26 protein-coding genes, 1 tRNA gene and 1 pseudogene are annotated in these 26,514 nt (G+C 69.4%); 11 read left to right on the top strand and 17 right to left on the bottom strand.

Annotation, left to right across the window (positions count from 1 at the left end):
• Positions 1 to 75 precede the first annotated feature (75 nt).
• Positions 76 to 3,114 (top strand): FAD-dependent oxidoreductase, encoded by a 3,039-nt coding sequence (locus F8566_RS50840; RefSeq protein ID WP_225992798.1) that lies wholly within the window; start codon positions 76 to 78, stop codon positions 3,112 to 3,114.
• Between the two features lie 138 nt (positions 3,115 to 3,252).
• Here the strand turns inward: F8566_RS50840 and F8566_RS02870 are convergent, their stop codons facing one another.
• From F8566_RS02870 to F8566_RS02835, 8 genes are all read right to left on the bottom strand, one after another.
• Positions 3,253 to 4,260 carry a coiled-coil domain-containing protein gene (locus tag F8566_RS02870; RefSeq protein ID WP_225992797.1) on the bottom strand — a complete coding sequence of 336 codons (1,008 nt, stop codon included), beginning with the start codon at positions 4,258 to 4,260 and terminating at the stop codon, positions 3,253 to 3,255.
• Between the two features lie 162 nt (positions 4,261 to 4,422).
• Positions 4,423 to 4,863, bottom strand: a complete 441-nt coding sequence (locus F8566_RS02865) for an HNH endonuclease (RefSeq protein ID WP_151557600.1) — start codon at positions 4,861 to 4,863, stop codon at positions 4,423 to 4,425.
• A 76-nt stretch (positions 4,864 to 4,939) separates the two neighbouring features.
• Positions 4,940 to 5,010, bottom strand: a tRNA-Asn gene (locus F8566_RS02860).
• A gap of 117 nt (positions 5,011 to 5,127) precedes the next feature.
• A complete protein-coding gene (locus tag F8566_RS02855) occupies positions 5,128 to 6,024 on the bottom strand; it encodes a hypothetical protein (RefSeq protein WP_151557598.1) in 897 nt (298 codons plus the stop codon).
• Positions 6,025 to 6,152: 128 nt separating this feature from the next.
• Positions 6,153 to 7,127 carry a GNAT family N-acetyltransferase gene (locus F8566_RS02850; protein ID WP_151557596.1) on the bottom strand — a complete coding sequence of 325 codons (975 nt, stop codon included), beginning with the start codon at positions 7,125 to 7,127 and terminating at the stop codon, positions 6,153 to 6,155.
• A gap of 80 nt (positions 7,128 to 7,207) precedes the next feature.
• Positions 7,208 to 8,188: a methylmalonyl Co-A mutase-associated GTPase MeaB gene (gene meaB / locus F8566_RS02845; protein ID WP_151557594.1), complete on the bottom strand. Its 981-nt coding sequence runs from the start codon at positions 8,186 to 8,188 to the stop codon at positions 7,208 to 7,210.
• A gap of 7 nt (positions 8,189 to 8,195) precedes the next feature.
• A complete protein-coding gene (gene scpA / locus F8566_RS02840) occupies positions 8,196 to 10,406 on the bottom strand; it encodes a methylmalonyl-CoA mutase (protein ID WP_151557592.1) in 2,211 nt (736 codons plus the stop codon).
• Positions 10,403 to 12,232 (bottom strand): methylmalonyl-CoA mutase subunit beta, encoded by a 1,830-nt coding sequence (locus F8566_RS02835; protein WP_151557590.1) that lies wholly within the window; start codon positions 12,230 to 12,232, stop codon positions 10,403 to 10,405. Before F8566_RS02835 ends, scpA begins: the two co-directional genes overlap by 4 nt.
• A 182-nt stretch (positions 12,233 to 12,414) precedes the next feature.
• On the opposite strand from F8566_RS02835, the gene F8566_RS02830 reads away from it, so the two are divergent.
• The 3 genes from F8566_RS02830 to F8566_RS02820 all read left to right on the top strand — a co-directional run bounded on the left by F8566_RS02830 (position 12,415) and on the right by F8566_RS02820 (position 13,995).
• On the top strand, positions 12,415 to 12,624 hold the full coding sequence (locus F8566_RS02830; RefSeq protein ID WP_151557588.1) for an HGxxPAAW family protein: 210 nt from the start codon (positions 12,415 to 12,417) through the stop codon (positions 12,622 to 12,624).
• A 13-nt stretch (positions 12,625 to 12,637) separates the two neighbouring features.
• Positions 12,638 to 12,823 carry a hypothetical protein gene (locus F8566_RS02825; RefSeq protein WP_225992796.1) on the top strand — a complete coding sequence of 62 codons (186 nt, stop codon included), beginning with the start codon at positions 12,638 to 12,640 and terminating at the stop codon, positions 12,821 to 12,823.
• A 71-nt stretch (positions 12,824 to 12,894) separates the two neighbouring features.
• Complete coding sequence (locus F8566_RS02820) at positions 12,895 to 13,995, top strand: carboxylate-amine ligase (protein WP_151557586.1); 1,101 nt, start codon at positions 12,895 to 12,897, stop codon at positions 13,993 to 13,995.
• Between the two features lie 90 nt (positions 13,996 to 14,085).
• On the opposite strand, the gene F8566_RS02815 is transcribed toward F8566_RS02820, so the two are convergent.
• The 6 genes and pseudogenes from F8566_RS02815 to F8566_RS50830 all read right to left on the bottom strand — a co-directional run.
• The gene (locus F8566_RS02815; protein ID WP_151557584.1) at positions 14,086 to 14,340 is read right to left on the bottom strand and encodes a DUF1876 domain-containing protein; all 255 of its coding nucleotides are present in this window, start codon (positions 14,338 to 14,340) and stop codon (positions 14,086 to 14,088) included.
• 123 nt (positions 14,341 to 14,463) lie between these two features.
• On the bottom strand, positions 14,464 to 15,549 hold the full coding sequence (locus F8566_RS02810; protein ID WP_404800259.1) for a HEAT repeat domain-containing protein: 1,086 nt from the start codon (positions 15,547 to 15,549) through the stop codon (positions 14,464 to 14,466).
• 1 nt (position 15,550) lies between these two features.
• Positions 15,551 to 16,204, bottom strand: coding sequence for an SMI1/KNR4 family protein (locus tag F8566_RS02805; protein WP_151557580.1), 654 nt, complete (start codon positions 16,202 to 16,204; stop codon positions 15,551 to 15,553).
• Positions 16,205 to 16,303: 99 nt separating this feature from the next.
• Positions 16,304 to 16,498 (bottom strand): hypothetical protein, encoded by a 195-nt coding sequence (locus tag F8566_RS49620; protein WP_192809479.1) that lies wholly within the window; start codon positions 16,496 to 16,498, stop codon positions 16,304 to 16,306.
• 4 nt (positions 16,499 to 16,502) lie between these two features.
• A complete protein-coding gene (locus F8566_RS50835; protein WP_225992795.1) occupies positions 16,503 to 16,748 on the bottom strand; it encodes a zinc-binding dehydrogenase in 246 nt (81 codons plus the stop codon).
• A pseudogene (locus tag F8566_RS50830) lies at positions 16,715 to 16,906 on the bottom strand (IS3 family transposase); the annotation flags it as partial. The gene F8566_RS50835 and the pseudogene F8566_RS50830, both read right to left, overlap by 34 nt.
• Before the next feature lie 382 nt (positions 16,907 to 17,288).
• Here F8566_RS50830 and F8566_RS02790 point away from each other — a divergent pair.
• Positions 17,289 to 18,599, top strand: coding sequence for an amidohydrolase family protein (locus F8566_RS02790; protein WP_151557577.1), 1,311 nt, complete (start codon positions 17,289 to 17,291; stop codon positions 18,597 to 18,599).
• A gap of 996 nt (positions 18,600 to 19,595) precedes the next feature.
• Here F8566_RS02790 and F8566_RS50825 read toward each other — a convergent pair.
• The 3 genes from F8566_RS50825 to F8566_RS02780 form a co-directional block, all read right to left on the bottom strand.
• Positions 19,596 to 19,880 (bottom strand): hypothetical protein, encoded by a 285-nt coding sequence (locus tag F8566_RS50825; RefSeq protein ID WP_225992794.1) that lies wholly within the window; start codon positions 19,878 to 19,880, stop codon positions 19,596 to 19,598.
• An 8-nt stretch (positions 19,881 to 19,888) separates the two neighbouring features.
• Complete coding sequence (locus F8566_RS50820) at positions 19,889 to 20,071, bottom strand: transposase (protein ID WP_225992793.1); 183 nt, start codon at positions 20,069 to 20,071, stop codon at positions 19,889 to 19,891.
• Between the two features lie 71 nt (positions 20,072 to 20,142).
• Positions 20,143 to 20,673: a winged helix-turn-helix domain-containing protein gene (locus F8566_RS02780; RefSeq protein ID WP_225992792.1), complete on the bottom strand. Its 531-nt coding sequence runs from the start codon at positions 20,671 to 20,673 to the stop codon at positions 20,143 to 20,145.
• A gap of 162 nt (positions 20,674 to 20,835) precedes the next feature.
• Between F8566_RS02780 and F8566_RS02775 the strand changes: the two genes are divergently transcribed.
• From F8566_RS02775 to F8566_RS02750, 6 genes are all read left to right on the top strand, one after another.
• The gene (locus F8566_RS02775; RefSeq protein ID WP_151557575.1) at positions 20,836 to 21,018 is read left to right on the top strand and encodes a hypothetical protein; all 183 of its coding nucleotides are present in this window, start codon (positions 20,836 to 20,838) and stop codon (positions 21,016 to 21,018) included.
• Between the two features lie 248 nt (positions 21,019 to 21,266).
• A complete protein-coding gene (locus F8566_RS02770) occupies positions 21,267 to 21,671 on the top strand; it encodes a hypothetical protein (RefSeq protein WP_151557574.1) in 405 nt (134 codons plus the stop codon).
• 12 nt (positions 21,672 to 21,683) lie between these two features.
• Positions 21,684 to 22,046, top strand: a complete 363-nt coding sequence (locus F8566_RS02765) for a hypothetical protein (protein ID WP_151557572.1) — start codon at positions 21,684 to 21,686, stop codon at positions 22,044 to 22,046.
• 745 nt (positions 22,047 to 22,791) lie between these two features.
• Complete coding sequence (locus tag F8566_RS02760) at positions 22,792 to 23,439, top strand: ATP-binding protein (RefSeq protein ID WP_151557570.1); 648 nt, start codon at positions 22,792 to 22,794, stop codon at positions 23,437 to 23,439.
• Positions 23,420 to 25,429: a WD40 repeat domain-containing protein gene (locus tag F8566_RS02755; RefSeq protein WP_151557568.1), complete on the top strand. Its 2,010-nt coding sequence runs from the start codon at positions 23,420 to 23,422 to the stop codon at positions 25,427 to 25,429. Before F8566_RS02760 ends, F8566_RS02755 begins: the two co-directional genes overlap by 20 nt.
• Entirely contained in the window at positions 25,396 to 26,511 is a 1,116-nt protein-coding gene (locus F8566_RS02750) for a WD40 repeat domain-containing protein (RefSeq protein WP_151557566.1), read from the top strand. The genes F8566_RS02755 and F8566_RS02750 overlap by 34 nt, the downstream gene beginning before the upstream one ends.
• Positions 26,512 to 26,514 lie beyond the last annotated feature (3 nt).

Genomic DNA, 26,514 nt, shown 5'->3' with positions numbered 1-26,514 from the left:
GCACCGTTCGCCCGGCGACGTAGGCTTTGGGGGATCGCGGGAGACGCGATCATGAGGAGACCAGGGAGTTGGGTGTTGTCCAAGCCTGTGCTGCTGACCGTGGACGACGACCCGGGGGTGTCCCGGGCCGTGGCGCGTGACCTGCGCCGCCGGTACGCCGAGACCTACCGGGTGGTGCGCGCCGAGTCCGGCCCGCAGGCCCTCGACTCGCTGCGGGAGCTGCGGCTGCGCGGGGACGACACCGCGCTGCTGCTGGCCGATCACCGCATGCCCGAGATGACGGGCGTGGAGTTCCTGGAGCAGGCCATGGACCTGTTCCCCTACGCCCGGCGGGTGCTGCTGACCGCCTACGCCGACACCGACGCCGCGATCCGCGCCATCAACGTGGTGGACCTCGACCACTACATGCTCAAGCCCTGGAACCCGCCGGACGAGAAGTTCTACCCGGTGATCGACTCGCAGCTGGAGGCGTGGCTGCGGACGGAGCGGGCCACGCCCGGCGAGCTGCGCGTGGTCGGGCATCGCTGGTCCAATCGCTCGTACCAGGTCCGCGACTTCCTGGCACGCAACCAGGTGCCCTACACCTGGCTGCTGGACACCGCCCCTGAGGCAGCCGAGCTGCTCAAGGCCGCGGGCGACCCCGAGCTCCCGCTGATCGTCACCGCCGACGGCACCACGCTCTCCGCCCCGACCGACGCCGAGCTGGCCGCCGCCGTGGGCCTGTCCACCTCCCCCGAGGCCGACTTCTACGACCTGATCGTGGTGGGCGGCGGCCCCGCCGGGCTCGGCGCCGCCGTCTACGGGGCGTCGGAGGGCCTGCGCACCGTCCTGATCGAACGGCACGCCTCGGGCGGGCAGGCCGGTCAGAGCTCGCGCATCGAGAACTACCTCGGCTTCCCCGACGGCGTCTCCGGCGCCCAGCTCGCCGACCGCGCCCGCCGCCAAGCCGAGCGGTTCGGCGCCGAGCTGATCACCACCGGCAAGGTCACCGGCCTGGAGACGCGCGGCCAGGCCCGGGTGGTCCGGCAGGCCGACGGCACCGAGATCGCCGCCCACGCGGTCATCCTGGCGACCGGGGTCTCCTACCGGCGGCTGGACGCGACGGGCCTGGACGACCTGGTCGGCGTCGGCGTCTACTACGGCGCGGCGATGGCCGAGACGTCCAGCTGTGCCGACGAGGAGGTGTACGTCGTCGGCGGCGCCAACTCGGCCGGGCAGGCGGCCGTCAACCTCTCCCGCGTCGCCAAGCGCGTGCACGTCCTCGTCCGGGCCGACGGCCTGGAGCGGTCGATGTCGCACTATCTGATCCAGCAGATCGCCGACATCCCCAACATCGAGGTCCACACCCGGACGACCATCATCTCCGGCGAAGGCACCGACCACCTGGAGCGGCTCACGCTGGCGGGCCCCGGCGGCGAACGCATCGTGGACGCCCACTGGCTCTTCGTCTTCATCGGCGCCGAACCCCGCACCGAATGGCTCGAAGGCGTGATCGAACGCGACCAGCGCGGCTACATCCTGACCGGTCCCGACCTCGTCGCGGACGGGCGCCGCCCACCGGGCTGGCCGGTCCACCGCCAGCCCTACCACCTGGAGACGAACGTGCCCGGTGTCTTCGCCGCAGGCGACGTCCGGGCGGACTCGATGAAGCGCGTCGCCTCCGCGGTCGGCGACGGGAGCCATGGCCGTCGCCCTCGTCCACCGCTACCTGGAGCAATCATGATGGTCACACCCGAGGACCTGCGCCCGCTGTTCCTCTTCGAGCATCTCGACGACGAGCAGCTGGAGTGGCTCTGCACCTACGGTTCGGTGCGCACGTACGCCGAGGGCGACATCATCTGCGCGCAGGGCGACCCCGCGGAGTTCCTCTTCGTCCTTCTGGAGGGCGAGGTCTCGCTCTCCCAGCTGGTCCAGGAGCACCATGCCGAGCTGACCCGCGGTTCCCAACCCGGGGTGTACGGCGGTGCCGTCATGGCCTACCTCGACGACCAGATCGAGCAGAAGTACGGGCACACGCTGCGCGCCACGCGGCCCACTCGCATGTTCACTCTGCCCGCCCGCAAGTTCGGCAAGGCGGTCCGCAAGTGGTTCCCGATGGCGACGCACCTGCTGGAGGGCATCTTCTTCGGCATGAGCAACGCCCGGCGGATCGTCGACCAGCGGGAACGCCTCACCGCGCTCGGCACGATCACCGCCGGGCTCACCCATGAGCTCAACAACCCGGCCGCCGCCGCTTCCCGCGCCAGCGCCGAGCTCGGCGACCGGCTCGTCTCCTCCCAGAAGCGGCTGGCCGAGCTCGCGGCCGCCGGTGTCGACTGCGAGCGGCTCGGCAAGCTCGTCCACCTGCGCGAGACCCTGCCGCAGGCCCGCCCCCGCACCCCGCTGGAGATCAGCGACGCCGAGGACGAGCTGGGCGACTGGCTGGAGGACCACGACGTCGACGGCGCGTGGGAGCTCGCGCCCGGCCTGGTGGCCGGCGGGCTCGGCGTGCCTGACGCGGAGGAGGTCGCCGCCGTCGCCGGGGACCGCCAGCTCCCCGCCGCCATCCGCTGGCTCGCCGAGATCATCGAGGTCGGCCAGCTCCAGGCGGAGATCTCCGACGCCACGAGCCGCATCACCGCCCTCCTGGACTCGGCCCGCCAGTACTCCCAGCTCGACCGTGCCCCGTACCAGCGCGTGGACCTGCGCCAGCTCCTCGACAGCACGCTCACCATGCTCAAGCGCAAGATCGGCAACGTCCAGGTGGTCACGTCCTACGACCCCGGGCTGCCCGAGGTGCCCGTCTACGCCGCCGAGCTCAACCAGGTCTGGACCAACCTGATCGTCAACGCCCTCTACGCCATGAACGGCAAGGGGACCCTCACCATCACCACCGCCCGCGAGAACGACCACGCCCTGGTGGAGATCGCCGACACCGGCGTGGGCATCCCCGAGGAGAACCTGGCCCGGGTCTTCACGCCCTTCTTCACCACCAAGCCCGTCGGCCAGGGCACGGGCCTCGGCCTGGACATCTCCTGGCGCATCGTGGTCGACCGCCACAACGGTGACATCCGCGTAGAGTCCCAGCCCGGCGACACCCGGTTCCAGGTCCTCCTCCCCCTGACCGAGGCCTAGACCCCCGCGATCACCTCGACCGGGATGCCCGGCAGAGCCGCATCCTCACCCGCCCTTCTGCCGAACGGCCCGGGACTGATCGTCGGAGAAGTCGGCTAAGAGCCGTACCAGGGAGCACGCCTCACGTCCGTCACGGGGTCAGAAGACGGAGACGTGGTTGTGGTCGTAGTGATTGGCGGTGACGCTGCCGCGGTCGGACATGGACTTCCAGCCGCCGCCGCCGCGCATGTCGTAGATGCGCTGGCGCCAGATCACGTACTTCACGCCGTAGCGGGAGGCGTTGCTGATCACGAACTGGGCGACCGCGTCACCGTGGGCGCGGGCGCCGGAGCTGGGCATCTTGCCGCCGGTGCTCTCCATGAAGTCGCACGCCCGCCCTGAGCCGTGGTCCTGCGGGTCGCCGGGGCGGGAACAGCCGATCGCGGGGAACGGGCCGAACCTGCTGTCGATGGCCAGCATCAGCGTGCGCATGCGGCTGGTCATGGAGGGGCCGATGAGCGGGGACTTGGTCTTCGGGGCGCCGTCGGGGCGGCCGGGCGTGGTGGGGACCTCGGGCTTGTACTTGGCGAGCAGCTTCTTGACCCGCTCCCGCTGTCCCTCCAGCTCGTCGATCTCCTTGCGCACGTCGGCCAGCTTGGCGCTCGCCACCTGCTGGGACCGGGTGGCCTGGCTCGCGAGGGACTCCATGCTCTCCAGGCGCCGACCGGTGTTGCGGGAGAGGTGCTCGACCACGGTCATGTCCCGGATGGCGGCCTCCGGGTCACCGCCGGTGACCATGGGGATCGTCTCGAACCTGCCGCTCATGTACGAGGACGCGGCGAACCGGCTCAGATCGGCTCGGGCGGTGTCGAATTCGCGGGTCAGCCGGTCGGCCTCCAGGCCCGCCCGCTCGGCGGCGCGCTTGGCCTGGTCGAGCGAGATCAGCTCACCGCGGTACTCCTTGTTGAGGGCGTCCGCGCGCTTCTTGAGCTTGGCGTACTCCTTCTTGATGTCCTTGGGTGCCGCCGGGACGCCGGCAGCGCCGCTGGACGCCGGGGGCAACGTCGCTGAGACCGCCACGACCAAGGCGAGGGCCGCGCAGCGTTTGCTCAGCGAACGTCCGCTGGCGAAGCGTCGCTTTCTGCCGAGTGGGTCGAGGGCCGCCACTGATCTCCTCCGTATCGTGCAGAAGATTGGCGGAACGCTACCACAATCGGCCAATTTGCCTCAGGAGTTCCTCTAACCACACAGCGTCACACGGATGCTACCGAAGGGTGACCCTACCGGAAAAAGACAGCCGGACCGCTCCGAATGGAGACGGTCCGGCCGTTAAAGTCCGACGAGTTCCTCCCAGCGCGGGACGCGCAGCTCGAACCGCAGCCGCATCCCCGCCTCGTCGGGGGTTCGGCTGCCCTTCCGGTTGTTGCACTTCCCGCACGCGAGCACGGTGTTGTGCCATGTGTCCGCGCCACCGCGCGACTGCGGGAGCACGTGGTCGATCGTGTGGCCGCGCTTCCCGCAGTAGCCGCACAGGCCCTTGTCGCGCAGGTAGATGCCCCGTTTGCTCCACGGTGGGCGCCTGCCATGCCGCCAGCGCATCGCGACGTAGCGGACGAGCCTCAGCACCCGCGGGACGGGGAAGTGGCCGAACGTCCGGCCCTCCTCCGCCTCCTCGACGACGGCCACCCCGCGCACCAGCATGCGGATGGCGTGCCGCAGGTCGACTTTCTGGAACGGCTCGTACGACGCGTTCAGAACGAGCACCGTCACTGCCCCCACCTCCCTTCCAGCCCCCGCCCGCCGCCCGCCAATCGACAAGCTGCGCTTGGCCGGCCTTCCTCTTCCGCTCCCCCGCCAGGATTCGAACCTGGATATCCGCATTAACAGTGCGGCGTTCTGCCTTTGAACTACAGAGGAATGACCAGACAATTCCTGGGGTTCCGGTTTTCCGTCACCACCATTAGGGTGCCCATCCGGCGCAACCCCGGCAACGGATTTTCCCGCCGGATCGCGGCGAGATGGAGAGCGGCGCCGTCACTCCGGAGAGGCGGACACCAGTTTGGGCATGGCCTCCGCCGCCCTCTCCTCCCACCAGACCGGATCGCCGCAGCCCGTGGCGCGACCGCTCTCCAGGCCCGTGCCGCGCCGGGTGGGTGGAAGGACCGCTAAAGCCTTGCTGCACCCGGAGCAGTCTGATTCCGCCGGGGTAAGGCGAAGCGAAAGGCGACCCGCTGGAGCAGGACGGGCGCCCCAGAAGCGGAGCAGGTCGCCTGCATCGAGGGTGAACTTCGCGGGGATCCCGCCGTCGGAAAGGAGCCGGAACGCGAGCGCACGCAGGATGTTGGCCGCCGTGAGCATATGGCCGTAGGGCACCTCGGAGGCCATGACCTCGGGCAACGCGAAACGGTGCATGCCCGCGGTGCCGACTCTGATGCAGTGCTCCGCGTCCCGTTCCTGGGCAAGCGTTACGAAGACACCGATCCATTCGTTCCCCAGCACGAAACGCTCGGGCTCAGTAGTCCCACCGGGAGACGGCGAGGCGGCGAGCAGCTGGTCGGAGTCGAGGTCGACCAGGTCACCGCTCATCGCGGCGGCGAGCACCCGCGCCACGAGCCGGGCCGCCTGGGCGTGCCGGGGCTGATCGCAGGGAGCCGCAGCGGAGGTGAGCAGCACGTGGTGGCGAGCTTCGTTCACTCGCTGGAGCGCCTCGGGCGCCCCACCCAAATGGAGAAGGCGAGGGCTCCACTGGGTGGGGGCTGGCTGCGCAGGATCGATGCTCAGCAGGCGTGACCGCAGGAGTGCGCGGGCCGTACGCCCTAAGCGGGTCTTGGGGAGGGCCTCGCAGAGGTGGTCGATGCCCCGCCGACTTGAGAGCTGCGTGACGCCCTCGTTGGTCGCCACCAGGAAACGGGTCGTCACCGTCTCCGCCATGGCAGGCCTCCTGACCCTGCGGCGGTCCGGTCGACCGCGGGTAGGGCCAGGTTCGGTGATGAGCAGGGAGCAGCGCACTAGAGCGCGATTCTGGGGATAACTCTGGCGGGATAACTCTGGGGGGTGACTCAGGCGGGGAGGTCGGCGGCGGAGGCCTGGTACTCGCGGGACTCGCGCTGGTGGCGGAAGCCCAGTTCCTCGTTGACGGCGAGCATGTGGACGTTGTCGCCGGAGTTGTCGGTCTCGATCTCGCGGACCTCCGGGCGCTCGTGCCGCAGCCATTCGAGCATCGCGGCCTTGACCCAGATGCCCAGCCTGCGCCCGCGGTGCTCGGGGACGACGGCCGTGTCGTACTGGGCGGCGCGCTCGGGTCCGAGCGCGGGCACGACGATCTCGGTGAAGCCCGCGACGACGGTGCCCTGGACGGCGGCGACCGTGTAGAGGGCGTCACCGCGCTTGTTGACCATCTCGGCCATCTCGCGGACCCGGTCGGCGTCCCAAGGCACGCCCTCGTACGCGGACATGTCGGCCATCGCATGCTTGGCGCGGGCGAGGGCCGCGGCGTACTCGTCGGGCACGACACCCTGCCAGCGAACGAGCTCGTAGCCCGCCGGGCCCGCCGCCACCAGCGCCGCGACACGTTCCGCCGGGACGTCGTCCAGGTGGAGCAGAAGCCCGCTGAGGGTCAGAACGCAGCGGAAGCCGTGCGACTCCAGGAACGGGATCGCCGGGGTCCCTGCCGTGACCTGCGCCAGCACGCTGGAACGCCGGTCGGCTCGCAGGCCTCCGGCCGCCTCGCTGAGCAGCCGGGTGCCGAGCCCCTCGCGGCGCCGGTCGGGCCGGACCCGGATGTCGATCTCGCCCGGCCGGTCGGCGCCGGGCTCCCCCGGAAGCCGCAGCGCGGCCACGGCGACCATCTCGCCGTCCTCGACGGCCGCCCAGAACCGCTGCCGGGAACCCTGCTCGGCGCCCAGCAGCCTGGCGGCCGTGTGCTCAGGCTCGGGGGCGTCCCCGGCCGGGTCGTCGCCGTGCACCGCGAGCAGCACCGCGTGCCACTGCCGGATCTGTTCGTCTGTCGGATCATCGACCGCGATGACGTCCATCCGCCCTTTGTAGCGGATTCCGAGCGGGCAGGAGCCTCTCCCGGACTAACCCATGACCCGAATCCGTTCAGGATCGGCCCTCAGGACCGCCGAGTGAACGCCGCGAGAATGCGTTCGGCCGCCAGAGCGGGGGTCAGCTTCCCCTCCTCGACCTGCGCCTCCAGCTCCGGTGCCAGCTCCCGGACGGCGGGATGTTCGTGCAGCTCGGTCAGCAGCCGGTCGCGCACCATCGCCCACACCCAGCCGACCTGCTGTCGCCGGCGGCGCGCGTCGAGCTCGCCGGTCTCTTTCAGACGGTCCTGATGGTCGACGATGTGCCGCCAGACGGTGTCAAGGCCGGCGTTCTCCTTCGCGCTGCACGTGAGCACGGGGATGTCGCGGAGGCGTTCGTCGCTGCGGAGGAGGCGAAGTGCTCCGGCCAGTTCACGGGCGGCCTTCTTGGCCTCCATCATGTGCGGGCCGTCCGCCTTGTTGACGGCGATCACGTCCGCCAGCTCCAGGACGCCCTTCTTGATGCCCTGCAGCTGGTCGCCGGTGCGGGCGAGGGTGAGGAAGAGGAACGAGTCGACCATTTCGGCGACGGCCGTCTCCGACTGCCCGACCCCGACGGTCTCCACGAGGACGATGTCGTATCCGGCGGCCTCCATCACCACCATCGCCTCGCGGGTGGCCTTGGCGACGCCGCCCAGCGTCCCGGCGGTGGGCGACGGCCGGATGAAGGCGTCCGGGTCGACGGCGAGGCGGTTCATGCGCGTCTTGTCGCCGAGGATGCTGCCGCCCGTCCGGGTCGAGGAGGGGTCGACGGCCAGCACCGCCACCTTGTGCCCGTCCGCGGTGAGGTTGGTGCCGAGCGCGTCGATGAACGTGGATTTGCCGACGCCCGGAACGCCTGTGATGCCCACCCGCCGGGCCTCCCCCGCGTACGGGGTCAGTTCGACGAGGAGGCGCTGGGCGAGCTCCCGGTGGTCGGGGCGGCTCGACTCCACCAGCGTGATCGCGCGCGCGACCCACGCCCTGGAGCCCTCCCGCACACCTTTGACGTAGTCCTCAAGTGAGTTCACGTGTCGCTCACGCGGCGTGTCCCAGCTTGGCCGACAGCTCCTCCAGCAGGCCGAGCGCCGCGTCCGCCAGCACGGTGCCGGGCGGGAAGATCGCCGCGGCCCCGGCGGCGCGGAGCTCGTCGAAGTCCTGGGGCGGGATGACGCCGCCGACGACGATCATGATGTCGTCCCGGCCCAGCGCGGCCAGTTCCTCGCGCAGCGCGGGCACCAGCGTGAGATGCCCGGCGGCGAGCGAGTTGACGCCGACGATGTGCACGTCGGCCTCGACCGCCTGGCGGGCGACCTCGCCCGGCGTCTGGAACAGCGGGCCCACGTCCACGTCGAAGCCGAGGTCGGCGAAGCCCGTGGCGATGACCTTCTGACCGCGGTCGTGGCCGTCCTGGCCCATCTTGGCGACCAGGATGCGCGGCCGCCGGCCCTCGGCCGCCTCGAACCCGGCCGTCGCGGCACGGGCCTTCTCGATCGCGCTCACCTGGCCTGCCTCCTCCCGGTACACGCCGGAGATCGTACGGATCTGCGCGGCGTGCCGGCCGTACACCCGTTCCAGCGCGTCGGAGATCTCCCCCACGGTGGCCTTCGCGCGGGCGGCGTCGATGGCCAGGGCGAGCAGGTTGTGCGCGAGGTCGTCGGGACGGGTGCCCTCCTCGGCCGCCTGCGCGGCGTTGCTGAGCGCGGCCAGCGCGGCCTGGGCACCGGCCTCCGAACGTTCCTCGCGCAGCCGCCGCAGCTTCTCGATCTGCTGGGTGCGCACCGACGCGTTGTCGACCTTGAGGACCTCGATCGGCTCGTCGGCGTCCGGCCGGTACTTGTTGACGCCGATGACCGGCTGCCGGCCCGAGTCGATGCGTGCCTGGGTGCGGGCGGCGGCCTCCTCGATGCGCAGCTTGGGCAGGCCCTCGTCGATGGCCTTGGCCATGCCTCCGGCGGCCTCGACCTCTTCGATGTGCGCCCAGGCCCGCCGAGCCAGGTCGTAGGTGAGGCGTTCGACATACGCGCTGCCGCCCCACGGGTCGATGGTGCGGGTCGTGCCGGATTCCTGCTGCAACAGCAGCTGGGTGTTACGGGCGATCCGGGCAGAGAAGTCCGTCGGCAACGCGAGCGCCTCGTCGAGCGCGTTGGTGTGCAGCGACTGTGTGTGGCCCTGCGTCGCCGCCATCGCCTCGATGCAGGTGCGCGCCACGTTGTTGAAGACGTCCTGCGCGGTCAGGGACCAACCCGACGTCTGCGAGTGGGTGCGCAGGCTGAGCGACTTGGCGTTCTGCGGGTCGAACCGCTTGACGAGCTTGGCCCACAGCAGCCGTGCCGCGCGCAGCTTGGCGACCTCCATGAAGAAGTTCGTGCCGATCGCCCAGAAGAACGACAGGCGGGGCGCGAACGCGTCGATGTCGAGGCCGGCCTCCCGGCCCGCCCGGATGTACTCGACGCCGTCGGCCAGCGTGTAGGCCAGCTCCAGGTCGGCCGTGGCCCCGGCCTCCTGGATGTGGTAGCCGGAGATCGAGATGGAGTTGTACTTCGGCATCCGCTGCGACGTGAACGCGAAGATGTCGGAGATGATCCGCATCGACGGCGCCGGCGGGTAGATGTAGGTGTTGCGGACCATGAACTCCTTGAGGATGTCGTTCTGGATGGTCCCGGCCAGCTGCTCGGGCGCCACCCCCTGCTCCTCCGCGGCCGCGATGTAGAGGGCCAGCACGGGCAGGACCGCGCCGTTCATGGTCATCGACACGCTCATCCGGTCCAGCGGGATGCCGTCGAAGAGCTGCCGCATGTCGTAGATCGAGTCGATCGCCACCCCGGCCATGCCGACGTCGCCCGCCACGCGCGGGTGGTCGGAGTCGTAGCCGCGGTGCGTGGCCAGGTCGAACGCGACCGACAGGCCCTTCTGCCCGGCGGCGAGGTTGCGCCGGTAGAAGGCGTTGGACTCCTGCGCGGTCGAGAACCCCGCGTACTGGCGGATCGTCCATGGCTGGGTCGCGTACATGGCGGGGTACGGGCCGCGCAGGTACGGCGCGATGCCGGGGTAGGTGTCGAGGAAGTCCAGCCCGGTCAGGTCGTCGCCGGTGTAGAGCGGCAGGACGCCGATGCCCTCGGGCGTGTCCCACGTCTGGGCGTCCGGGTCCTGCCCGGTCGCCTCGGTGACGGCCGCGCGCCACTGCTTGGCGGCCTCGTCGGCGGAGCCCGGCGTGCCGAGCTCGATCTCGGCGAAGTCGGGGATCATCGGCTGCTCACTCCCAGATCGTGGAGGGTGGTCTCCAGTACCTCGACCGCGTCGCATCCGGCGAAGACGTGCGCGTCCACGCCGTCATAGGAACCCTTACCCGCGAGCCACACCTTGATTGCGCCCGCGTCCTTCAGCGTGCGCGCGGCATCCTCCGCGCGCTCCGCGTACACCTTGTCGCTGGAACAGATGCACGCCACCGTCGCGCCACTGCTCGCGAACTCCTCGGGCGTCCCGCTGACGGTCTCGACCCCGCCCGCTTGGAAGAGGTTGGCGGCGAACGAGACACGCGCGGTGTGCACGGCGATCGGCCCGAGGGTGGCCAGGAAGACCTTGGGGCGGGCGCCCGTCGCCTCGGCGTGCGCGTCAGATCTGTCCCGCAGTGTCTCGAAGTCCTGCGCGTACCGTACGAGTTCCAGCCCGCCGTCCGGCTCCTCGGGGGCCGGGGACCGTACCGGCAGCTTCTCGTTCAGGTTGGGAAACTCGCTCACCCCCGTCAGCGGGGCCTTCCGGCGCGCGATGTCCTTACGGCGCCGTGCCCAGGTCGCGGCCAGACGGTCGGCGATCAGGCCCGAGCCCAGGGCGGCGTTCAGCCCCCCGGCCTTCTCGATCTCGGTGAACCACGTCCACGCCGCCTGCGCGAGCTCCTCGGTGAGCCGCTCCACGTACCAGGAGCCGCCCGCCGGATCGACCACGCGCGCCAGGCTCGACTCCTCCAGGAGGAGCGTCTGGGTGTTGCGCGCGATCCGCCGGGAGAAGTCGTCGGGCAGCCCGAGCCGGGCGTCGAACGGCTGGACGGTGACCGCGTCGGCGCCGCCGACCCCGGCCGCGAACGCCGCCACGGTGGTGCGGAGCATGTTCACCCACGGATCGCGGCGGGTCATCATCGCCGACGACGTCACCGCGTGGATCTTCATGACGGTGCCGTCGGCCGCCCCGCTCACCTCGGCGACCCGCTGCCACAACCGCCGCGCTGCCCGCAGCTTGGCGATGGAGAGGAACTGGTCGGCGTTGACCGCCAGCCGGAACTCCAGTTGCCCGAACGCCTCGTCGACGGCCAGCCCTGCCTCGGTGAGCACCCGGAGATAGGCGACCCCGGCGGCCACCGCGGCGCCGAGTTCCTCCGCGTCGCTGCCGCCCGCGTCGTGGTAGACCGTGCCGTCCACCGTGACCGCACGCAGCTTCGGGAACTCCCGTACGCACCGGGCGGCCAGCTCAGCGACCCATCCGAGCTCCCAATCGGGACCACCCGTGCGAGCCCTCAGCCCCAGGGGGTCGGCGCCCAGGTTGCCTGACACCTCCGCCGCATGCCCTTGCTCCTTGGCCAATGCGAGGAACGTCTCGGCCGCCTCAGTGGTGTCTCCGCCCGCGTCCAGCACGACCGGCGCCAGATTGAGGAACACACCCCTCAGCGCCTCGGGCAACGCCGCCACCGGCAGACCCGCCGCGCCCAGCGTGAGCCACACCGATGTCGCGCCGTTCTCAAGGTCGGCGAGGATCGCCTCCCGCGTTACGGCAGGATCAGGATGTACGTGGCGCTGCCGTACGTCCCAGCCGGCCAGCCCCTCACCCTCTGGGCGCACCTCCCGCACGTAGGGCGCCAGCCCGGGACGGCCTGGGGCGGTGTCGTCCCTGGTGTAGAGGGCGGCGATCGGGACGCCGTCGTACGAGTCGCGGGTCAGGAACCCCTCGATCTCGTCCAGGGGCGTGTCGTCGGCCGCTGCGCCGGACTTGCGCAGCACGCCCTTCACCAGCTCCCGCCACCGGTCGCGCTCAGCCGGGGGGAAGGCGGCGGCCAGATCGAGTTCTTCAGGCGGCACCGTCATGGCAGGGATGGTAAGCGAGCGCGTACTTGTCATGTCGAGCGGGGTCCCCTTGACCAGCCAGTCTATGACGTACGCCACAAATGCCCGAATGGCCCGTTCGCTAACCCCGGAGCGGTGTCCGGGGCGCCCATTGCTAAGGTTTTCCGCGGCAGGGTCCGTTCACAAGGTAAGAGGTAGCACGCATGTCGAGTGGCAGCCACGCAGGACGGCCGAAGTCCTGGGTCGCGGTGGCGATCATCTTCATCGGTTTCGCCGTCGGCGGCCTGGCGCTCGTCCTCGGCCCCAACTGGCCGATGTTCTGGGGCGGCTCGGCGGTCGTCCTGATCGGCTGCGTGATCGCCTGGGCGGTCGACATCATGACCGACGTCGTCGTGGACGAGCCGCGGCAGTAATCATCGTCAACCAATGATCTTCAACCGTCCCCCGCTCGAGGAGCGGATCGCCGCCCGCCAGCGCGAGCGGGGGCCGCTGATGCCCGGCAAGTACTTCGAACATTCCGTGGCCAGGAACCTGTTCATCTTCGGCATCGCCATGGTCGTGTTCACCCACCTCGCCGCGTTCGTCATGATCTTCTTCGAGCCCGGCGGCTAGCGAAGCCCTCGCCCACCACGTAACGTCGGGAGGGTGTGGCCGCCCGCGGCGACCGGAGCAGAGGTGGTGGGATGGCCCTCAGATTCGGCGTCGAAGAGGAGTATTTCGTCGTCGATCCGGTGACGAGACGGATCGTTCCCCGCGCCCCCGTGATCGTGGCGCGCGTGTCCGCCGATCTCGGCGATCGCGTCTCCACCGAACTGGTCGCCTCCTCGGCCGAGGCGAAGACCTCACCCTGCGACGATCTCACCAAGCTCGACGAGCAGATCCGGTCGATGCGCGCCGCCATGGCCGCCGCGGCCGCCGCCGAGGATCTGCTCCTCGCCGCGACCGGCACCCCCGTTCTCGGCGACCCGATCCCGCCACCGATCAGCCGCGGCCCCCGCTACGCCGACAGCCTCGCGCACTACCGGGCGCTCGACGACGAGATGAGCATCTGCTCCTGCCACGTCCATGTGGGCATCGCCGACCGCGCCCTCGCAGTCGAGGTGAGCAACCATCTCCGCCCCTGGCTCCCCACTCTCCTGGCGCTCGCCGCCAACTCCCCCTACTGGGCGGGCCGCGACACCGGCCACGTCTGCTGGCGCGTGATGTCGTGGGCGCGCTGGCCCGTCGCGGGGCCGCCCCCGTTCTTCCGTTCCGTGGCCCATTTCGACGAGACCGTCGAGAACCTCCTCAACTGCGGCGCCCTGATGGACCCGGCGACCCTCTTCTGGGACGTCCGCCCGTCTTTCCGTTTCCCCACCATCGAGATCAGGCTCGGGGACGTGGCGCTGACGGCCGACGACGCCGTCCTCTTCGCCGCCCTCATCCGCGCCCTGGTCCAGCAGTCGGTCACCGCCATCGAGACGGGCGCCCCGGCACCGGACCCCTCGCCCGAGATCCTGCGTGCCGCCTATTGGCTGGCCGCCCGCGACGGCCTTTCCGGAACGGGCATCGACACGTTCACCGGCCAACCCGCCACCCAGCGCGACCTGGTCGCCGCCCTCCTCACCCACGTCACTGAGGCCCTCCGGGACAACGGAGACCTGGACCACGCGGCCAGCGGCGTGCGCCGCCTCCTGGCCACCGGCACAGGCGCCGACCGCCAGCGAGCCGCCTACCGCCGCCGCGAACGCCTCACCGACGTGGTGGACCGCGCCGCGCTCTCCCCGTCCCCCCGCGAGGCCTGAGCTCCCAGGTCATGACGTACCGCCGCCCATACGGGATCGGCATGCGGCGGCGGCTCTGGCCGCCGATGACCAGGGTCCGGTTTGCCTGCCCTAGGCGGGACCTGACAGGTGGGCGATGTCGCTGCTGGCCACCGCGTGCAGGCGGTGCCCCAGATCCTCCAGGGCGCGGCTGACCGCCAGCTCATCCCCGATCTCAGGCACGGGGCGGTCGACCGGGTTGCGGCGGGCCGTTCCCTTGCCCGTCACCCGCATGCTTCCGCCGGCGAACAGCACGGCACGCGCCTGCGTGGTGGTGTCGTCGTCCTCGCTGATGTTGATCTCGACGGTCCAGTGCTTGGTTTCCATGGTCGTACCCCCTTCCATGGGTGGTTCTCATTTTACGGATGCCCGCGGGAAAGCGCAGGTCACAGGCCCAGTGATCACTCGATCGCGGCCCTGCGGGACGCCGGCACGTGCGCACCGACGGACTCACGGACGCGAGCGCAGACGCGAAATGATCTTGCTGAGGACATAGCGGTTGACCCGGTCGTCCTCGTTCTCGTGTGCGGTCTCCAGGGCGGGGAGGCAGGCGTCGTCGCAGGTCTCTTCGAGGCTCCGCGCCGAGTTGCCGCGGACATCACGCACCGGGTCGCGCAGGAGGTCGTGCAGGCTGTCGTGCAGCGGACCTCCCGGAGCCCGATGGACGTCCCTGGCCAGGTACGCGGCGCGCCTGCGCAACTCCGGGTCGGGATCGGTGAGCAGAGGCGGCCACTCAGGCTCGGGAGGCGGCGAGCCGGCTTTCACGAGCGCGGCCAATGCCATGCGGCGGATGCTCGGGTCGGCCTCGGCCAGCCGGGCGTGCGCGAGCCTCGCCGAGAGCAGGGGCGAGCGGCGCGAGGCGAGAAGACTCAGCGTCTCATAGCGGATCGCGATGTCGTCGTCTTCGAGCAGAACGCTGAGGAGAGGGGCCGGCGTGGCGGTGTCCGCGAAGTGCAACGCGTGGTAGGTGGCCTTGCGGCGTACGCGGAAGTCCGGATCGGTGGCCGCGGCGGCGATCATGGCCCGTGACCAGGGCGTGCCGAGCGAGCCGAACGCACCCACGGCGGCGGCCCGGACGGCCGGGTCGGCATCGCCGAGCAGCGGACGGGCGGCGGCGAGCAGTGGACGCATCCGTTCGCCGGACAGGTGGTGGCCCAGGGAGGACAGAACCCCGACTGCCGCAATCCGGACGCGGGCCTCGCCATGGCGGATCAGATCGTCCAGGACACCGGCCGTCCACTCCCCATGGGTGGCCAGGTGATAGATGGCCATCACCCGCACGACGGGATCCGGATCGCTGAGCATCGGGCGCAGCGCATCACGGACGCGATCGGCTCCGAGATCCCCTGCACTGTCCCTCACCGCCCTCATCGCGAGCAGCCGGACGCCGGGCTCGGCGTCTCCCAGCATCGGCAGGACGAACGCGCCGACCTCGCGGCGGGCGCCGCACAGCGCCCAGAGCGCGGCGGCACGCACACGCGGCGACGGTGAACCGGCCGCGGCTTCGGCGAGTTCCGCGCAATGCGGCTCGCTCAGCTCAGGCCAGCCCCAACGGTTGTAGCGGGGCCCGGATCATGCGGGCCGCCCAGACCGCCTCCTCCACGTCAGGGTGGTCACGGACCGTCCGGCTGCCCCAGCCGGGCCGGTCGAAGTCGCACTCCCGCCGACGCCGCACCCGGCTCTCGGCGGGGTGATCGAGCCACTCCTCGTACCAGGCGAGAAAGTCAGGGGCCGGGTGGTAGATGGGCCCGAAGTATTCGCGTTCCCAGTCGACCATCACCATGCGGCCGCGGCCAGGGCCGCTCACGACCAGCAGCGTGCGGGGCTCGGCGTCCTCGTGGTAGTCCCACTCGATGCGCTCTTGCCGGTTGAGCATGAGCGTGCCGCAGAAATCGTTCCAGTAACTCCAGTAGGTCGCCTCGAAAGGCTCGCTCAGGTTTTCGGGGTGATAAGGGAATTCCCCCGCGAACTGGTGGCTGGTGACGCCGGTGTCGAGTGGCTCAAGGCCTTTGTACGGACCCGGGCCACCGTTCCCGAGGGTGGTGATGAACGCGCGGTAGTCATCGGGCAATCGGATGCCGTTGCGCTCTTCGAAGGCCACGACGGCGGACGGCGGCACCGGATCGTTCAACCGCAGGCCCACCGCCTCGATCTTGGCCGCGACACGGGACAGCCGCCCTTCGATGATCAACCACCTCCTCCCCCTCGGACGCGCAGCACCTGGTCAGGGGTTCCAGCACGCGTGGTTGTCACACGGGTCAGCCCGCCGAGATGCAGGCCGGCTCAACACTCACCCCGCCGTCCACGCCCCGGCGGCCGGATCGCCAACATCGGCGTCCACGGCCGCCCAGCCACGTTCCACCTCGAAGACCAGTGGATTCGCGACATCACCATCACCACCGGCCTGGTGGACACCTTCTCCACCTACACCCTGCTGCGGCTGATCGCGGGCCATCAGATCGATGCCGGCAAGTTCGTGCCCCACCACTTCAACTTCGACGACGAGCGAGGGCGACTGCGAGCTCGAACGTGTCCGGCACACCGACGGCTTCGATGGTGGTGTCGGCGCCGAGCCCACCGGTCAGCTCTCGGACCACGGCCAGCGGGTCCTGGCGACCGTTGTTAACGGTCACCGACGCCCCGAACTGCTTGGCTGCCTCCAGACGACTGTCAGCCAGATCGATCGCGATGATCTGGCTAGGCGTCGCATCAGCATCTCCACCGTGCCGTGCCACACCATCAAGCCACTGCCCAGGGTCAGCTCGGCGTGCACGCGCGGGGCCCCGTAGGTGCCGCGGGAGGCGGCGTGGATCTTCCGGATCCGCTCGGTCAGCCACGCATGCCGCAGCGCCCTCTGGGAGGTCGGCCGGCTCCGCCAGGCGAAGTAGCCCGACACCGGATCCGGCTCCTAACCGGCACAGCCCCGTTACCGCCCGTACTGTCGCGATGCGAGCGAGAACCGACTGGCTTTGTCGGTGAGATGGGACCGCACCTGTTGATGGCTTGGGAACCATCCGCTCTGCCCGCAAGGTCGTGTCGATGAGTCCGGGCACCAAGATCCCGAACGTTGTCCGCAGACCGTTGCCGCACATGTCGCCGTTGGGTCTTGTCCCGGTCCACGGCAGTGGCGCCGACTCGTTCCGGTCGAGCTGCTCGAAGGGCAGTCCGGTGCTGGCCAAAGCGTGACGAATGGTGTGCGCGCTGAAGCCTTTGGTCGGTCCGGCAACGACGAAAGACGGTTATCCCGAGAGTTCTCTCTTCGTACCGTCAGGATCATGAATCGCTATACGTCGCGCCGTCGTGTCCTGTCGCTGGTCCCGGGTTTGGCCGTGGCGGCCGCTGCGTCACCCGCCCTGGCGGGCGCGGCGACGGGCGGATCCTTCGTCGTCCGCGATGTTCGGATCTTTGACGGCCATCGGGTGATGGAACGCGGAAGCGTCATGGTCACCGGTGGGTTGATCACCGAAGTCGGCGGGTTGTCCCGGTCATCGCGTCACCAGGTGGTCGACGGAGGGGGCCGTACCCTGCTGCCGGGCTTGATCGATTGCCATGTCCATTCGTTCGAGGGCAGCCGGGCGGACGCGTTGCGGTTCGGGGTCACCACAGAACTCGACATGTTCAACGACCCGTCGGCGCTGCCGGCCGCGCGTCGCCAGCGCCGGTCGGCTGCCAAGGTCGACCAGGCGGATCTGTGGTCGGCGGGCATCGGCGTGACCGTGCCGGGCGGGCATCCTCTGCGGCCGGACTGGGATTTTCCCCGGGTGGTGGCTGACACCGACATCGAACGGTTCGTCGCTGACCGGGTCGCCGAGGGTTCGGACTTCATCAAAGTGATCTTCGAAGACGGCGGGCCGCCGCCCCGCCCGTCATTGCCCACGTTGACGACCGGCCAGGTCCGCAGTGTGATCACCGCCGCTCACCGGCACCGCCGTCGTGCGGTGGTCCACGCCGAAAAACTCCAGCTGGCGCTGACCGCCGTGCGGTCTGGCGCCGACGGCCTGGTGCACGTCTTCTGGGACACCGAAGGCGGCCCAGAAGACATCGCCGCCATCCGCCGCAGCGCGGCCTTCGTCGTGCCGACCCTCTCGGTCGTCGACTGGGGAACCGGCGCCAAGGAACTCTTGGCCGACGCCCGGATCACTCCTTGGCTCAGCGCGACGCAACGCCACCTGCTCCAACAGCAGCCACCCGACCGGCCCGGCCGGCCCGACTTCCTGAAGATCGGGTCGGCCAACGTGCGCGAGCTGCATGCGGCAGGGGTGCCGATCCTGGCCGGTACGGACACGCCGATCCGCGCGAACGCCAACGGCGTGAGCATGATGATCGAACTCAGCCATCTGGTCCGGGCGGGCCTGGATCCCCGAGAGGCGCTGGTCGCGGCGACCGCGGCGCCGGCTCGCGCCTTCGGACTGGCCGACCGGGGCCGCATCGCTCCTGGCTTGCGTGCCGACCTCCTGCTGGTGGACGGCGACCCCACCACCGACATCACCGATCTACGCGCCATCACCGCCATCTGGAAGAACGGCCATCTCGTCGACCGCACACCACCAGAGCAAGAACGTGCCCCACAGCTCGACGGCCATTGACCCGTGAATCTGTCTGGCTTTCACCGTTGGCCCGGCGCCCCCGTTGTTCAAGTGGTCGGGTCGGCGAGCTGTTCCGCAGGTCCACGACGTGGTCCGCTGACGGCGGGATTCTGTCCCGGGCTCAGGTGCAGGTACCCGAGCGAAATCAGCTGAAGAGTCATGGCCAAGCGATATATCGGCGACTGGTCGATAGGCGCGACTATTTCATCCTAGGTTGCCGTGCGAAATCCTGAAGCTGTACCGATCCACTTAAGAGCGCCATTCAGAAGTGGGCGGCCCTCACACCCGTATTCCGATGACGGTGCATAGACGTTCCGGGAATTCGCCCAGGCGTACGCGCCTCCAGCATCAAGGATCACCCAGCCGATGGCACGTTCGCGGCGCCCCGAGCGCTGTTGATCACCCGGTTGCAGGCACGTTGGACGTCGGCCAGCCCACCCCCGGGCGGTTTGCGGCCACCCGGTGATCGCCGCAGACGGGAAGATCAGGCTTCCACCCCCAGCTACCAATAGCCTCGCCAAGAGCGACCCCTTTCCGGAGTCGGAGACCCCCGCCGGAGGCAACAACCTTCACCGGAGGCAACGACCTTCGCCGCGTGTGGCTCGGCAGCTGGGCTTTGGCGCGGATCCCGTGAATGGCTGGGCTCTTGTGGCTGATGAACGCGGTGGATACCTTGCCGATCGTGGACCTCTTGTACGGGGCAACACTCATCGGACTGGGCGCTCTTTTGCTCTTCGCCGGATGGTTGATTCCGCTGCTCCGCGCTTTCCGTGCGCTGAGCCCTGAGAACTGGCTGATGAGGCGCATGCCCTGGTGGGCATCCCTTCTTCTGCTTGTTCCGATGGCGCTGATGGGAGCAGGGGGCTTGTACGGAGCCCTCCTCGGGATCGCCCTCGTCGCGGGGTGGGATTAAGCAGGCGGATGTCGACACCCGCCGGCGCAGCAGCATCGATGAGACGTGGTCGCGTGGGGAGACTGAGGGACATCGCCACTGCGTTACCCACAGCGCCGTAAACGCCCGTTCGGGCCGCCCACCCCTCCGGCATCGGATCCCTCGCCACCTCTGCCCTGAGGAAAGACCGCAAAGCCGTCCCGGGCGCGGCCAAACGTCCTGCCAGCCACGCTAACCAGGGTTAATGGGTGATGGCGGGTGTGGGTGATGGTGAGGCCTGTGGTGGTCAGGCAGCCATCGATCACGTCGGGGTGGCATTGGATCACTTTGAGGCGGTGCTTGATCATGCCGGTCAGGTGGTCCAGGTCGGTGGCCAGGAAGTTGGTCATGGAGCGTTTCAGCACAGGCCACCCTCGGTGGCATTGAGTTCTGGGGCGTAGGGCGGCAGGTGGAACACCGTGAGCCAGTCGGCGTGGGCGTCGATGAATGCGCGCATCGCCGTCGAGTGGTGGATGCTCAGGTTGTCCCAGATCAGCACGATCTTTTCGCCGGGCAGTTGCTGGTGGGCGGCCTGCAGCATGCTCGTGTACTCGGCAAGGGTGAAGGCGGCGCGTTCGCCTGGGCGGCGGCGGTACCGGCGCAGCCGGTAGATCAGCCGGGACCGCTGGCCAGGTAGCAGACCATCCCGGCGACCGAGACCCGCCCGCCGTGGTCGCCGCCGTGCACCCTCACCTGCGGCCGGTGTCCCCGCCGACTCCAGGAGCCTCCTTTGGGCGGTCTGCGCCCCTCACCGGTCTCATCGAGGAAACAGATCCAGGCGCCCAGGTCCGCCGCGGTCCTTCCACCTGCGGCCACACCTGCTCTTTTCCACACCTGCACGGCGTGATCGTCACGTTCGGTGGCGCGGCGCCCGGCCACCTGCACCGACCAGCCGTTGCGGCGCAGCAGCAGCGACACCCCGGGCAGGGAGTAGTCGATCCCGAACAGTCGCCGGATCAGCGCGGTCACCCGGCCCAGCGTCCACCGCTGGTCACCGCCATAGCCGTGCGCGGCCGGGCCGCAATTGAGCTCGGCCTCCAACCGCGCGAAAGCCGCATCGTCCAGCCGCGTCCGCCTATGCGGGCGCTTGGACCGCAGCGCCTCCACCCCGCCCTCACGCCAGGCCCGCCGCCACTTCTCCACCTGCCGCAGCCGACCCGCAACTCAACAGCGATCCACGCGTTGGGTCGGCCTCACCGAACCACTGCGCAAAAGGATCGGTGGATCAGGTGTCCCGGCTGTTGTGTCAACCGGCGGCTCACCTGGATCGTCTCAGCGGCAGGACCGATCACGGGGAGAATGGTCATGATCGCTGGTCACCAGGTTGCATTCTTCTTGCGTGAGCTCGGCTCGCCCGAGCCTGCGCGCCGGGCGGCCGCGGCCAAGGGTCTAAGTGAGGCTCCCGGGCATGTCACCGAGCTGGTCGCCCTGACCGCCGACCCGGTGCCGCAGGTACGCGCGGCTGCGGCTCTGGGGCTTGGCAGGTAGGGCGAAGAGGTGCCGGCCGAGTCCCTGGTCCCGCTGTTCGTCGGTGACGACCCGCTGGTGTGGGGGGCGGCCGGGTCTCTGTTGCGGGTGTTGCCCGAGGCCGACGCCGTGTTCGCCGATCTGGTGCGTACCGCGACGGGCGACGTGCGCCGGCGGGCGCTGGACATGCTGGCCGGTCCAACAGCCGGCATTCCGGGAATGGGTGTCAGCGCCGGGCCCGAGGCGCTCGAGGCGGCCTGGCGCCGGCTGTGGGATCCCGAGCCGCGGGTCGTACAGGCGCTGTTGACCTGCTGCGGCGGTTCGTCGGGGCGCCCGGGTCGCAGCGGGGCGAGGTGCGTGCTGCGGCCGTCCGAGGGCTGGGCGCCGCCGGCGGTGTCGCTGAGGCCGAGTACCTGTTCGGACTGTTGGATGCTCCGGACGAGCCGCTACGCCTGGGTGCGGTCGGCGGGCTGGGCGCCTTCTTTGAACGGTTCGACGGTGACCTGCCTGGCAGACTGGAGCGGTGGCGGGCCGAACGCGTTCCCGGGCAGCCGGTACCACCTCCCGCCGACGACCCCGCAGTGCGCGAGCTGGCGCGCCGGTCGGCCGAGCGGTTGACGCGCATGCTCAGCCGCGACGCAGAGAACGCCAACACCTACCACAACGCCCTGTGACACATTCCGCAGGTGCGCCTCCTGCTGCCGGCACTGCTCGAAGACCCTGAGGGCCGGGTGCGCTCCACCGCTCTGCATCTCGCCGAGCGATTCGGCGACATGGACTTCACCGGCCGGCTGAGGTTTCTCAACGACGCCTACCCGGACGTGCGCCTGGGCGCGGCGCTGAGCTTCCTCCACGAGGTCCAGGAACGAGAGCTGACGCCGGCCGAACGAGACACACTGCGCCCACATCTTGAACGCGGCCAGGACGACACCGACCACCACGTCGGCAGCTTCACCGCCCAGGCACTGACACACCTGGACCAGGCTAGGGCCAGTGATGTCGGGAGCCCCGGCGCACAGGTGTGCACCGTTCGTCCGCGTGCACATTAACGTAGCCGGCAAGTACAACTTCGCCCTTCCCAACCTGGGCGAAGGTGGCATCCACCTGTTGCGCGACGCCGACGAACTATCCGACTGAGCGTCACCAGTCATCGCGGACCGAGGCCTTCCTTGGCCCCTTCCCGACCTTGTGTCGGGATTGCGCGCGGGGATATACGAACCGACAGCGGCCGAGAGTGCCTACTTATGCTTGCCAGAATCCTCGCGACGGTGGACCGGGCGCGGCGACGCCATGGTCCACGTCGGTCATCCGAGCAGGTGACGCAGCGCCTCGCTCAGGATGGCGTACAGGGCAGCGGCGACCAGTCCGGCGACGACCGCACCCCGCATGCGGGTGGCGTCCATCCAGCCCGTCCGCAATCTCATCCGCCGCGCCGTCCGCGCCAGCAGTGAGACGCCGACCTTGCCGTTCTGAAGGCCCTGGCGGACTCGATCCTGCAGCGTCCTTCTGCAGTAACGGATGGTGATTCCTACGATGGACGCGGGCGTTTTATCGTGGAGTGGACGGCTTGTTCGGGGATGGGAGGCAGGCCTCTTCTTCGGAGTCGTCATGACTCGAATGTCAGGTCACGCCTGATTGTCTTCGAGCCGCTTTCGGGCTTAGCGCAGGTCGCTGTGGCGGTATTGAGGACGTCGCGAGTTGGCGTGCGACAACCTGTCTGTGGGCGAGCACCTGGCCGGGGCGGGGGGCGCCTGGCTGCCACGCGGCGGGAGGCAGACGGTAGAAGGGCGGACGGTGGCTGAAGGTATGGCACCGGGGCGCAAGGCCGGACGCCGGTGGGGCGATCTCCAAGGCGATCTGTTGGAGGTCCGTGAACTCGCACAGTGGCTGCGAGAGCAAATCGACGCAGCCGGGCTGACCTTGCGCAAGCTCGAGATGAACCCGCAGATTCCCTACTCCAGGGACGTGATCTCCCGGCTGCTTTCTGGCCGGGAGCGCCCCGACTTCGAATTCGTACGGCTGGTCGTCACCGCCTGCATTCCCAAGGACGAGCACGGCCGCCAGGTTCTGCTGGACCGGGCCGACGCGCTGTGGAAGGCGGCCAATCCGGCCACCGCCCACCCCTACCCGCCATCCTGGACTAAACGGCAATCGGCCGATCGGTTCGCTGCCCGCACGGGAAGCGCAGGTATCGACGCCGCTGCCGCTGCGGAGCTGGACTGGAGCGGCCACTTCGCGCCGCGTGCGCGCGGCGTTGAGTATCCAACAGAGCGGGGTTCCTACTTCGTCGGACGACAGCGGGCCATCTCAGAGTTGACCGAGTGGCTCACGTCGGCCGGGCATACTTGGCGGTCGGTCGTGGTGACTGGGGCGCCCGGTTCCGGAAAATCGGCTTTGCTTGGCCACCTGCTCTCCCGGTCCCGTGCCGCAACCCGGCGCTGATGAGCTGGCTGGCTCGATCACACTGGCCATTCATGCCCGGCGACTGACCCTCGACGACCTGGTCACTCGAATCGCCGACGGGTTGGGCCTGTCCGCGGTCTCGGTGCCCACGCTCCTTTTCGAGCTCAGTCGACGGACAGTCTCGGCCACTATCATGATCGATGCGCTGGACGAGAGCGGTGTCGCCGAAGACAACGAGGAACATCTCCGGATCTCCGAAGAGCTGCTGCGGCCGCTTTCCTTGACACCTGGGCTACGGCTACTGGTCGGCGGCCGCCGCGAAACTTTGGCCGGGTTGAGCCGGCATGTATTCCACCCCGTCGAGTTGGATCGAGGCACCTACGCCGACCCGGAGGACATCCGACGGTACGTCGCCGGGATACTCGCCGACCGGGGTGACCGGACAGTTCGCGCGGTCCTGGTGAACGGCATTGCCCACCGGGCCGGTGCGTCATTCCTGGTCGCACGGATGATCGTGGAGGCGGTCAACGGGGGCCAACTGGACGTGGACCCCAGCCGTGAGGGCTGGGTGCGAAACCTGCCGACCGAGGCGGCCGCCGCATTCCGCTCATGGTTGGGACGGTTCGGCGACCGTGAGCCGCTGGTTCGCCGGCTGCTGACACCCTTGGCCTACGCGCTTGGATCGGGATTGCCGTGGGACCACGTGTGGTCGCCGCTGGCGACGGCTCTGTCGGGTCGGCGATGCGTGGACGAGGACGTTCAATGGCTGCTGAACCACGCCGGTGCCTACATCGACGAGGTGACGATCGCCGACGGGACCACCCGGTTCCGGCTCTCCCACGACGAACTTTCCCGGGCGCTGCGGGAGCCGCGGCGCGAACGTGAGGCCCAGCGCCGGATCACGAAAGCCTTGATCGCCACAGTCCCTTCGCAACCCGACACCGGCCGTCTGGACTGGGCCAACGCCCATCCATACGTCCTAGCGCACCTCGCCACTCACGCGGCGGCGGCCCAGGAGATCGACGATCTGATCGCGGACGTCGGCTTTCTATGCCATGCCGACCTCACATCACTACTGGCTGCTCTTAACCAGGTAACGACCACCGCTGGCCAAACGATCGCCATGGTTTTCCAGGCGGTGGCGGTGCGGCACCCAGACGACGCCGCTGCCCCCCGACGCACTTGCCTGGCTTTCGAGGCCGCCCGGCAGGGGGCGTCCGATCTGCTGGCCGCCCTCAACCGGGACCTGCCGTGGCAGGTCGAGCGTGCCATGGTGACCCAGGATCACGGCTACCGGGCGGTGCTCGGGGTCGAGCCAGCCGCCGTGCACCTGCAATGCGTCGAGGTGTTGGACCGACAGAAGTTGCTGACCAGCAGCAACAGCGCCTCCTTGCGGATGTGGGACCTCACCAGTGGAGAAGAGCTGGACTCGCTGGGCGATCTGCAGAGCCCCGGCGTTCCCGCGTTCGCAACTGCCATCGTAGAGGGTCGGCCAGTCGCGCTGGCCGGTGGTCTGGACGGTGCGGTACAGCTGTGGGACCTGATCTCAGGGGCGCCCGGCGCCGCGTGGCCAGGACACGAGACGGCCGTCAACGCGGTATGCACGACGACGGCGTTTGGAACGCAGGTCGGGATTACCAAGGATGAGGACGGTGTCGTGGTGGCGTGGGACCTCAACCACGGCACCATCATCGCCACCATCGCCACCAGCAGCCGGTTGTCGCCGATGGCATGCCTGGAGGCCGATGGCCGTGAGGCCATCGCGGTCATCGACACGGACCTCACCGTGCAGGCGTGGGACCTGCAATCGGGCGAGCTGCTCGGAGCGCTGTGCGATGGTCGTCACGACATCGGCCTAGTTGCCACCGCGGAGGTGGACGGCCGGCGCCTGCTGCTGACAGTCCACCTCGACGGTGTCGCCCGGCTGTGGCAACCCGGCGCGCGAGCCGTGCAGGCGTCGATCGATGACCTCAGCAGCGAGGTCACCAAGATGGGGTGTGCTACGACGACACCCGAGCCTTTGCCGTGATCGCCATCCGCAACCAGGGGCTGCGGGTGTGGGATCTGCGCTCTGGATCCAGCCACCTGATCCAGGCCCGGCCCGACGAGACCGCATACGCGCTGACCTGTTACCTGATGGACGACATGCTCGCCGCAGTCACCGTTAACCAGGACGGTGTCCTGCGCACTTGGAACCTGCAGCACCCAAGGGAGGGCGAGAACAGCGCGGCCGATCCGGGCGTGCAGATGGTGGCCTGGGCCGCCTCCGCCAGCGAGTCCCTCCTTGTGACCGGCCATGTCGACGGATCGCTCACTGCCTGGTCCGGGAACACCCACGAAGGCCGGTACAGAATCCCCGGCGCCACCGGCGCGATCACCCATCTCGCGGCAACCATGGCCCAGCAAGGCAGCGTGATTCTAGGCGGCTCGGCCGACGGATCGGGGTGGCTCTGGTGCGACGACCTGACCGCCGAACCGCGTCGGCTCGGCCCGGTCGCCAAGCCGGTCACTGCGGTCACCGTCGCGGACACCAGCGCCGGGTTGCTGGCTTTCGTCGCCGACGGTCAGGGTACCGTTCGCAGTTGGGACGTCGCGAGCGGGGCAGAAGGCGTGCCGATGGGACCGCACGACAATGGGGTGCAGGCTCTCACACTGCTGGACGTCGATCGCGGTCCCCGACTGGCGACGGCCGACGGGAACGCCGGCATGCGGGTCTGGGATCTGTCCGGCGAGGTCGTGGCCATGCCCGGCTCGGAGTGGGTGAACGTGATAGCCGGTGGTTCCATCGATGGCCAGCGGTGGTTGGTCAGCGGAGACGCGGACGGCGTCGTGCGATTGTGGGATCCAGACCATTACATCTGTATCGCCGAACTGCCAGACCCGCACGACAGCCCGATCACACACCTGTCATTCGCCGGTCTGCCCGGCGGACCGGTAGCCGTGACGGGCGACCGGCTCGGGCGGGTTCAATTCTGGGATCTCGCTCGCCGACAGCCAGTCGTAACCATCTGGTTGCCAGCCGACTGTTCGGGGCTTGCCCTGTCTGCAGCTGGGGCGCTCGCGATCGTGTGCGAGGGCGAGGTCTTCGTCCTGCGCCGCAGCGCGCAGTGATGT

This window comes from Actinomadura rudentiformis, from assembly GCF_008923185.1.
Lineage (GTDB): Bacteria > Actinomycetota > Actinomycetes > Streptosporangiales > Streptosporangiaceae > Spirillospora > Spirillospora rudentiformis.
This window is presented reverse-complemented; position numbering and strand designations above follow the sequence as displayed.

Excerpts from the sequence above, each read along its gene's own strand:
- F8566_RS02855 (WP_151557598.1), bottom strand. The coding sequence starts at position 6,024 with ATGGCGGAGACGGTGACGACCCGTTTCCTGGTGGCGACCAACGAGGGC.
- F8566_RS02850 (WP_151557596.1), bottom strand. The coding sequence starts at position 7,127 with ATGGACGTCATCGCGGTCGATGATCCGACAGACGAACAGATCCGGCAG.
- scpA (WP_151557592.1), bottom strand. The coding sequence starts at position 10,406 with ATGATCCCCGACTTCGCCGAGATCGAGCTCGGCACGCCGGGCTCCGCC.
- F8566_RS02835 (WP_151557590.1), bottom strand. The coding sequence starts at position 12,232 with ATGACGGTGCCGCCTGAAGAACTCGATCTGGCCGCCGCCTTCCCCCCG.
- F8566_RS02830 (WP_151557588.1), top strand. The coding sequence starts at position 12,415 with ATGTCGAGTGGCAGCCACGCAGGACGGCCGAAGTCCTGGGTCGCGGTG.
- F8566_RS02825 (WP_225992796.1), top strand. The coding sequence starts at position 12,638 with ATGATCTTCAACCGTCCCCCGCTCGAGGAGCGGATCGCCGCCCGCCAG.
- F8566_RS02820 (WP_151557586.1), top strand. The coding sequence starts at position 12,895 with ATGGCCCTCAGATTCGGCGTCGAAGAGGAGTATTTCGTCGTCGATCCG.
- F8566_RS02815 (WP_151557584.1), bottom strand. The coding sequence starts at position 14,340 with ATGGAAACCAAGCACTGGACCGTCGAGATCAACATCAGCGAGGACGAC.
- F8566_RS02790 (WP_151557577.1), top strand. The coding sequence starts at position 17,289 with ATGAATCGCTATACGTCGCGCCGTCGTGTCCTGTCGCTGGTCCCGGGT.
- F8566_RS50825 (WP_225992794.1), bottom strand. The coding sequence starts at position 19,880 with ATGACCAACTTCCTGGCCACCGACCTGGACCACCTGACCGGCATGATC.
- F8566_RS50820 (WP_225992793.1), bottom strand. The coding sequence starts at position 20,071 with ATGCTGCAGGCCGCCCACCAGCAACTGCCCGGCGAAAAGATCGTGCTG.
- F8566_RS02775 (WP_151557575.1), top strand. The coding sequence starts at position 20,836 with ATGATCGCTGGTCACCAGGTTGCATTCTTCTTGCGTGAGCTCGGCTCG.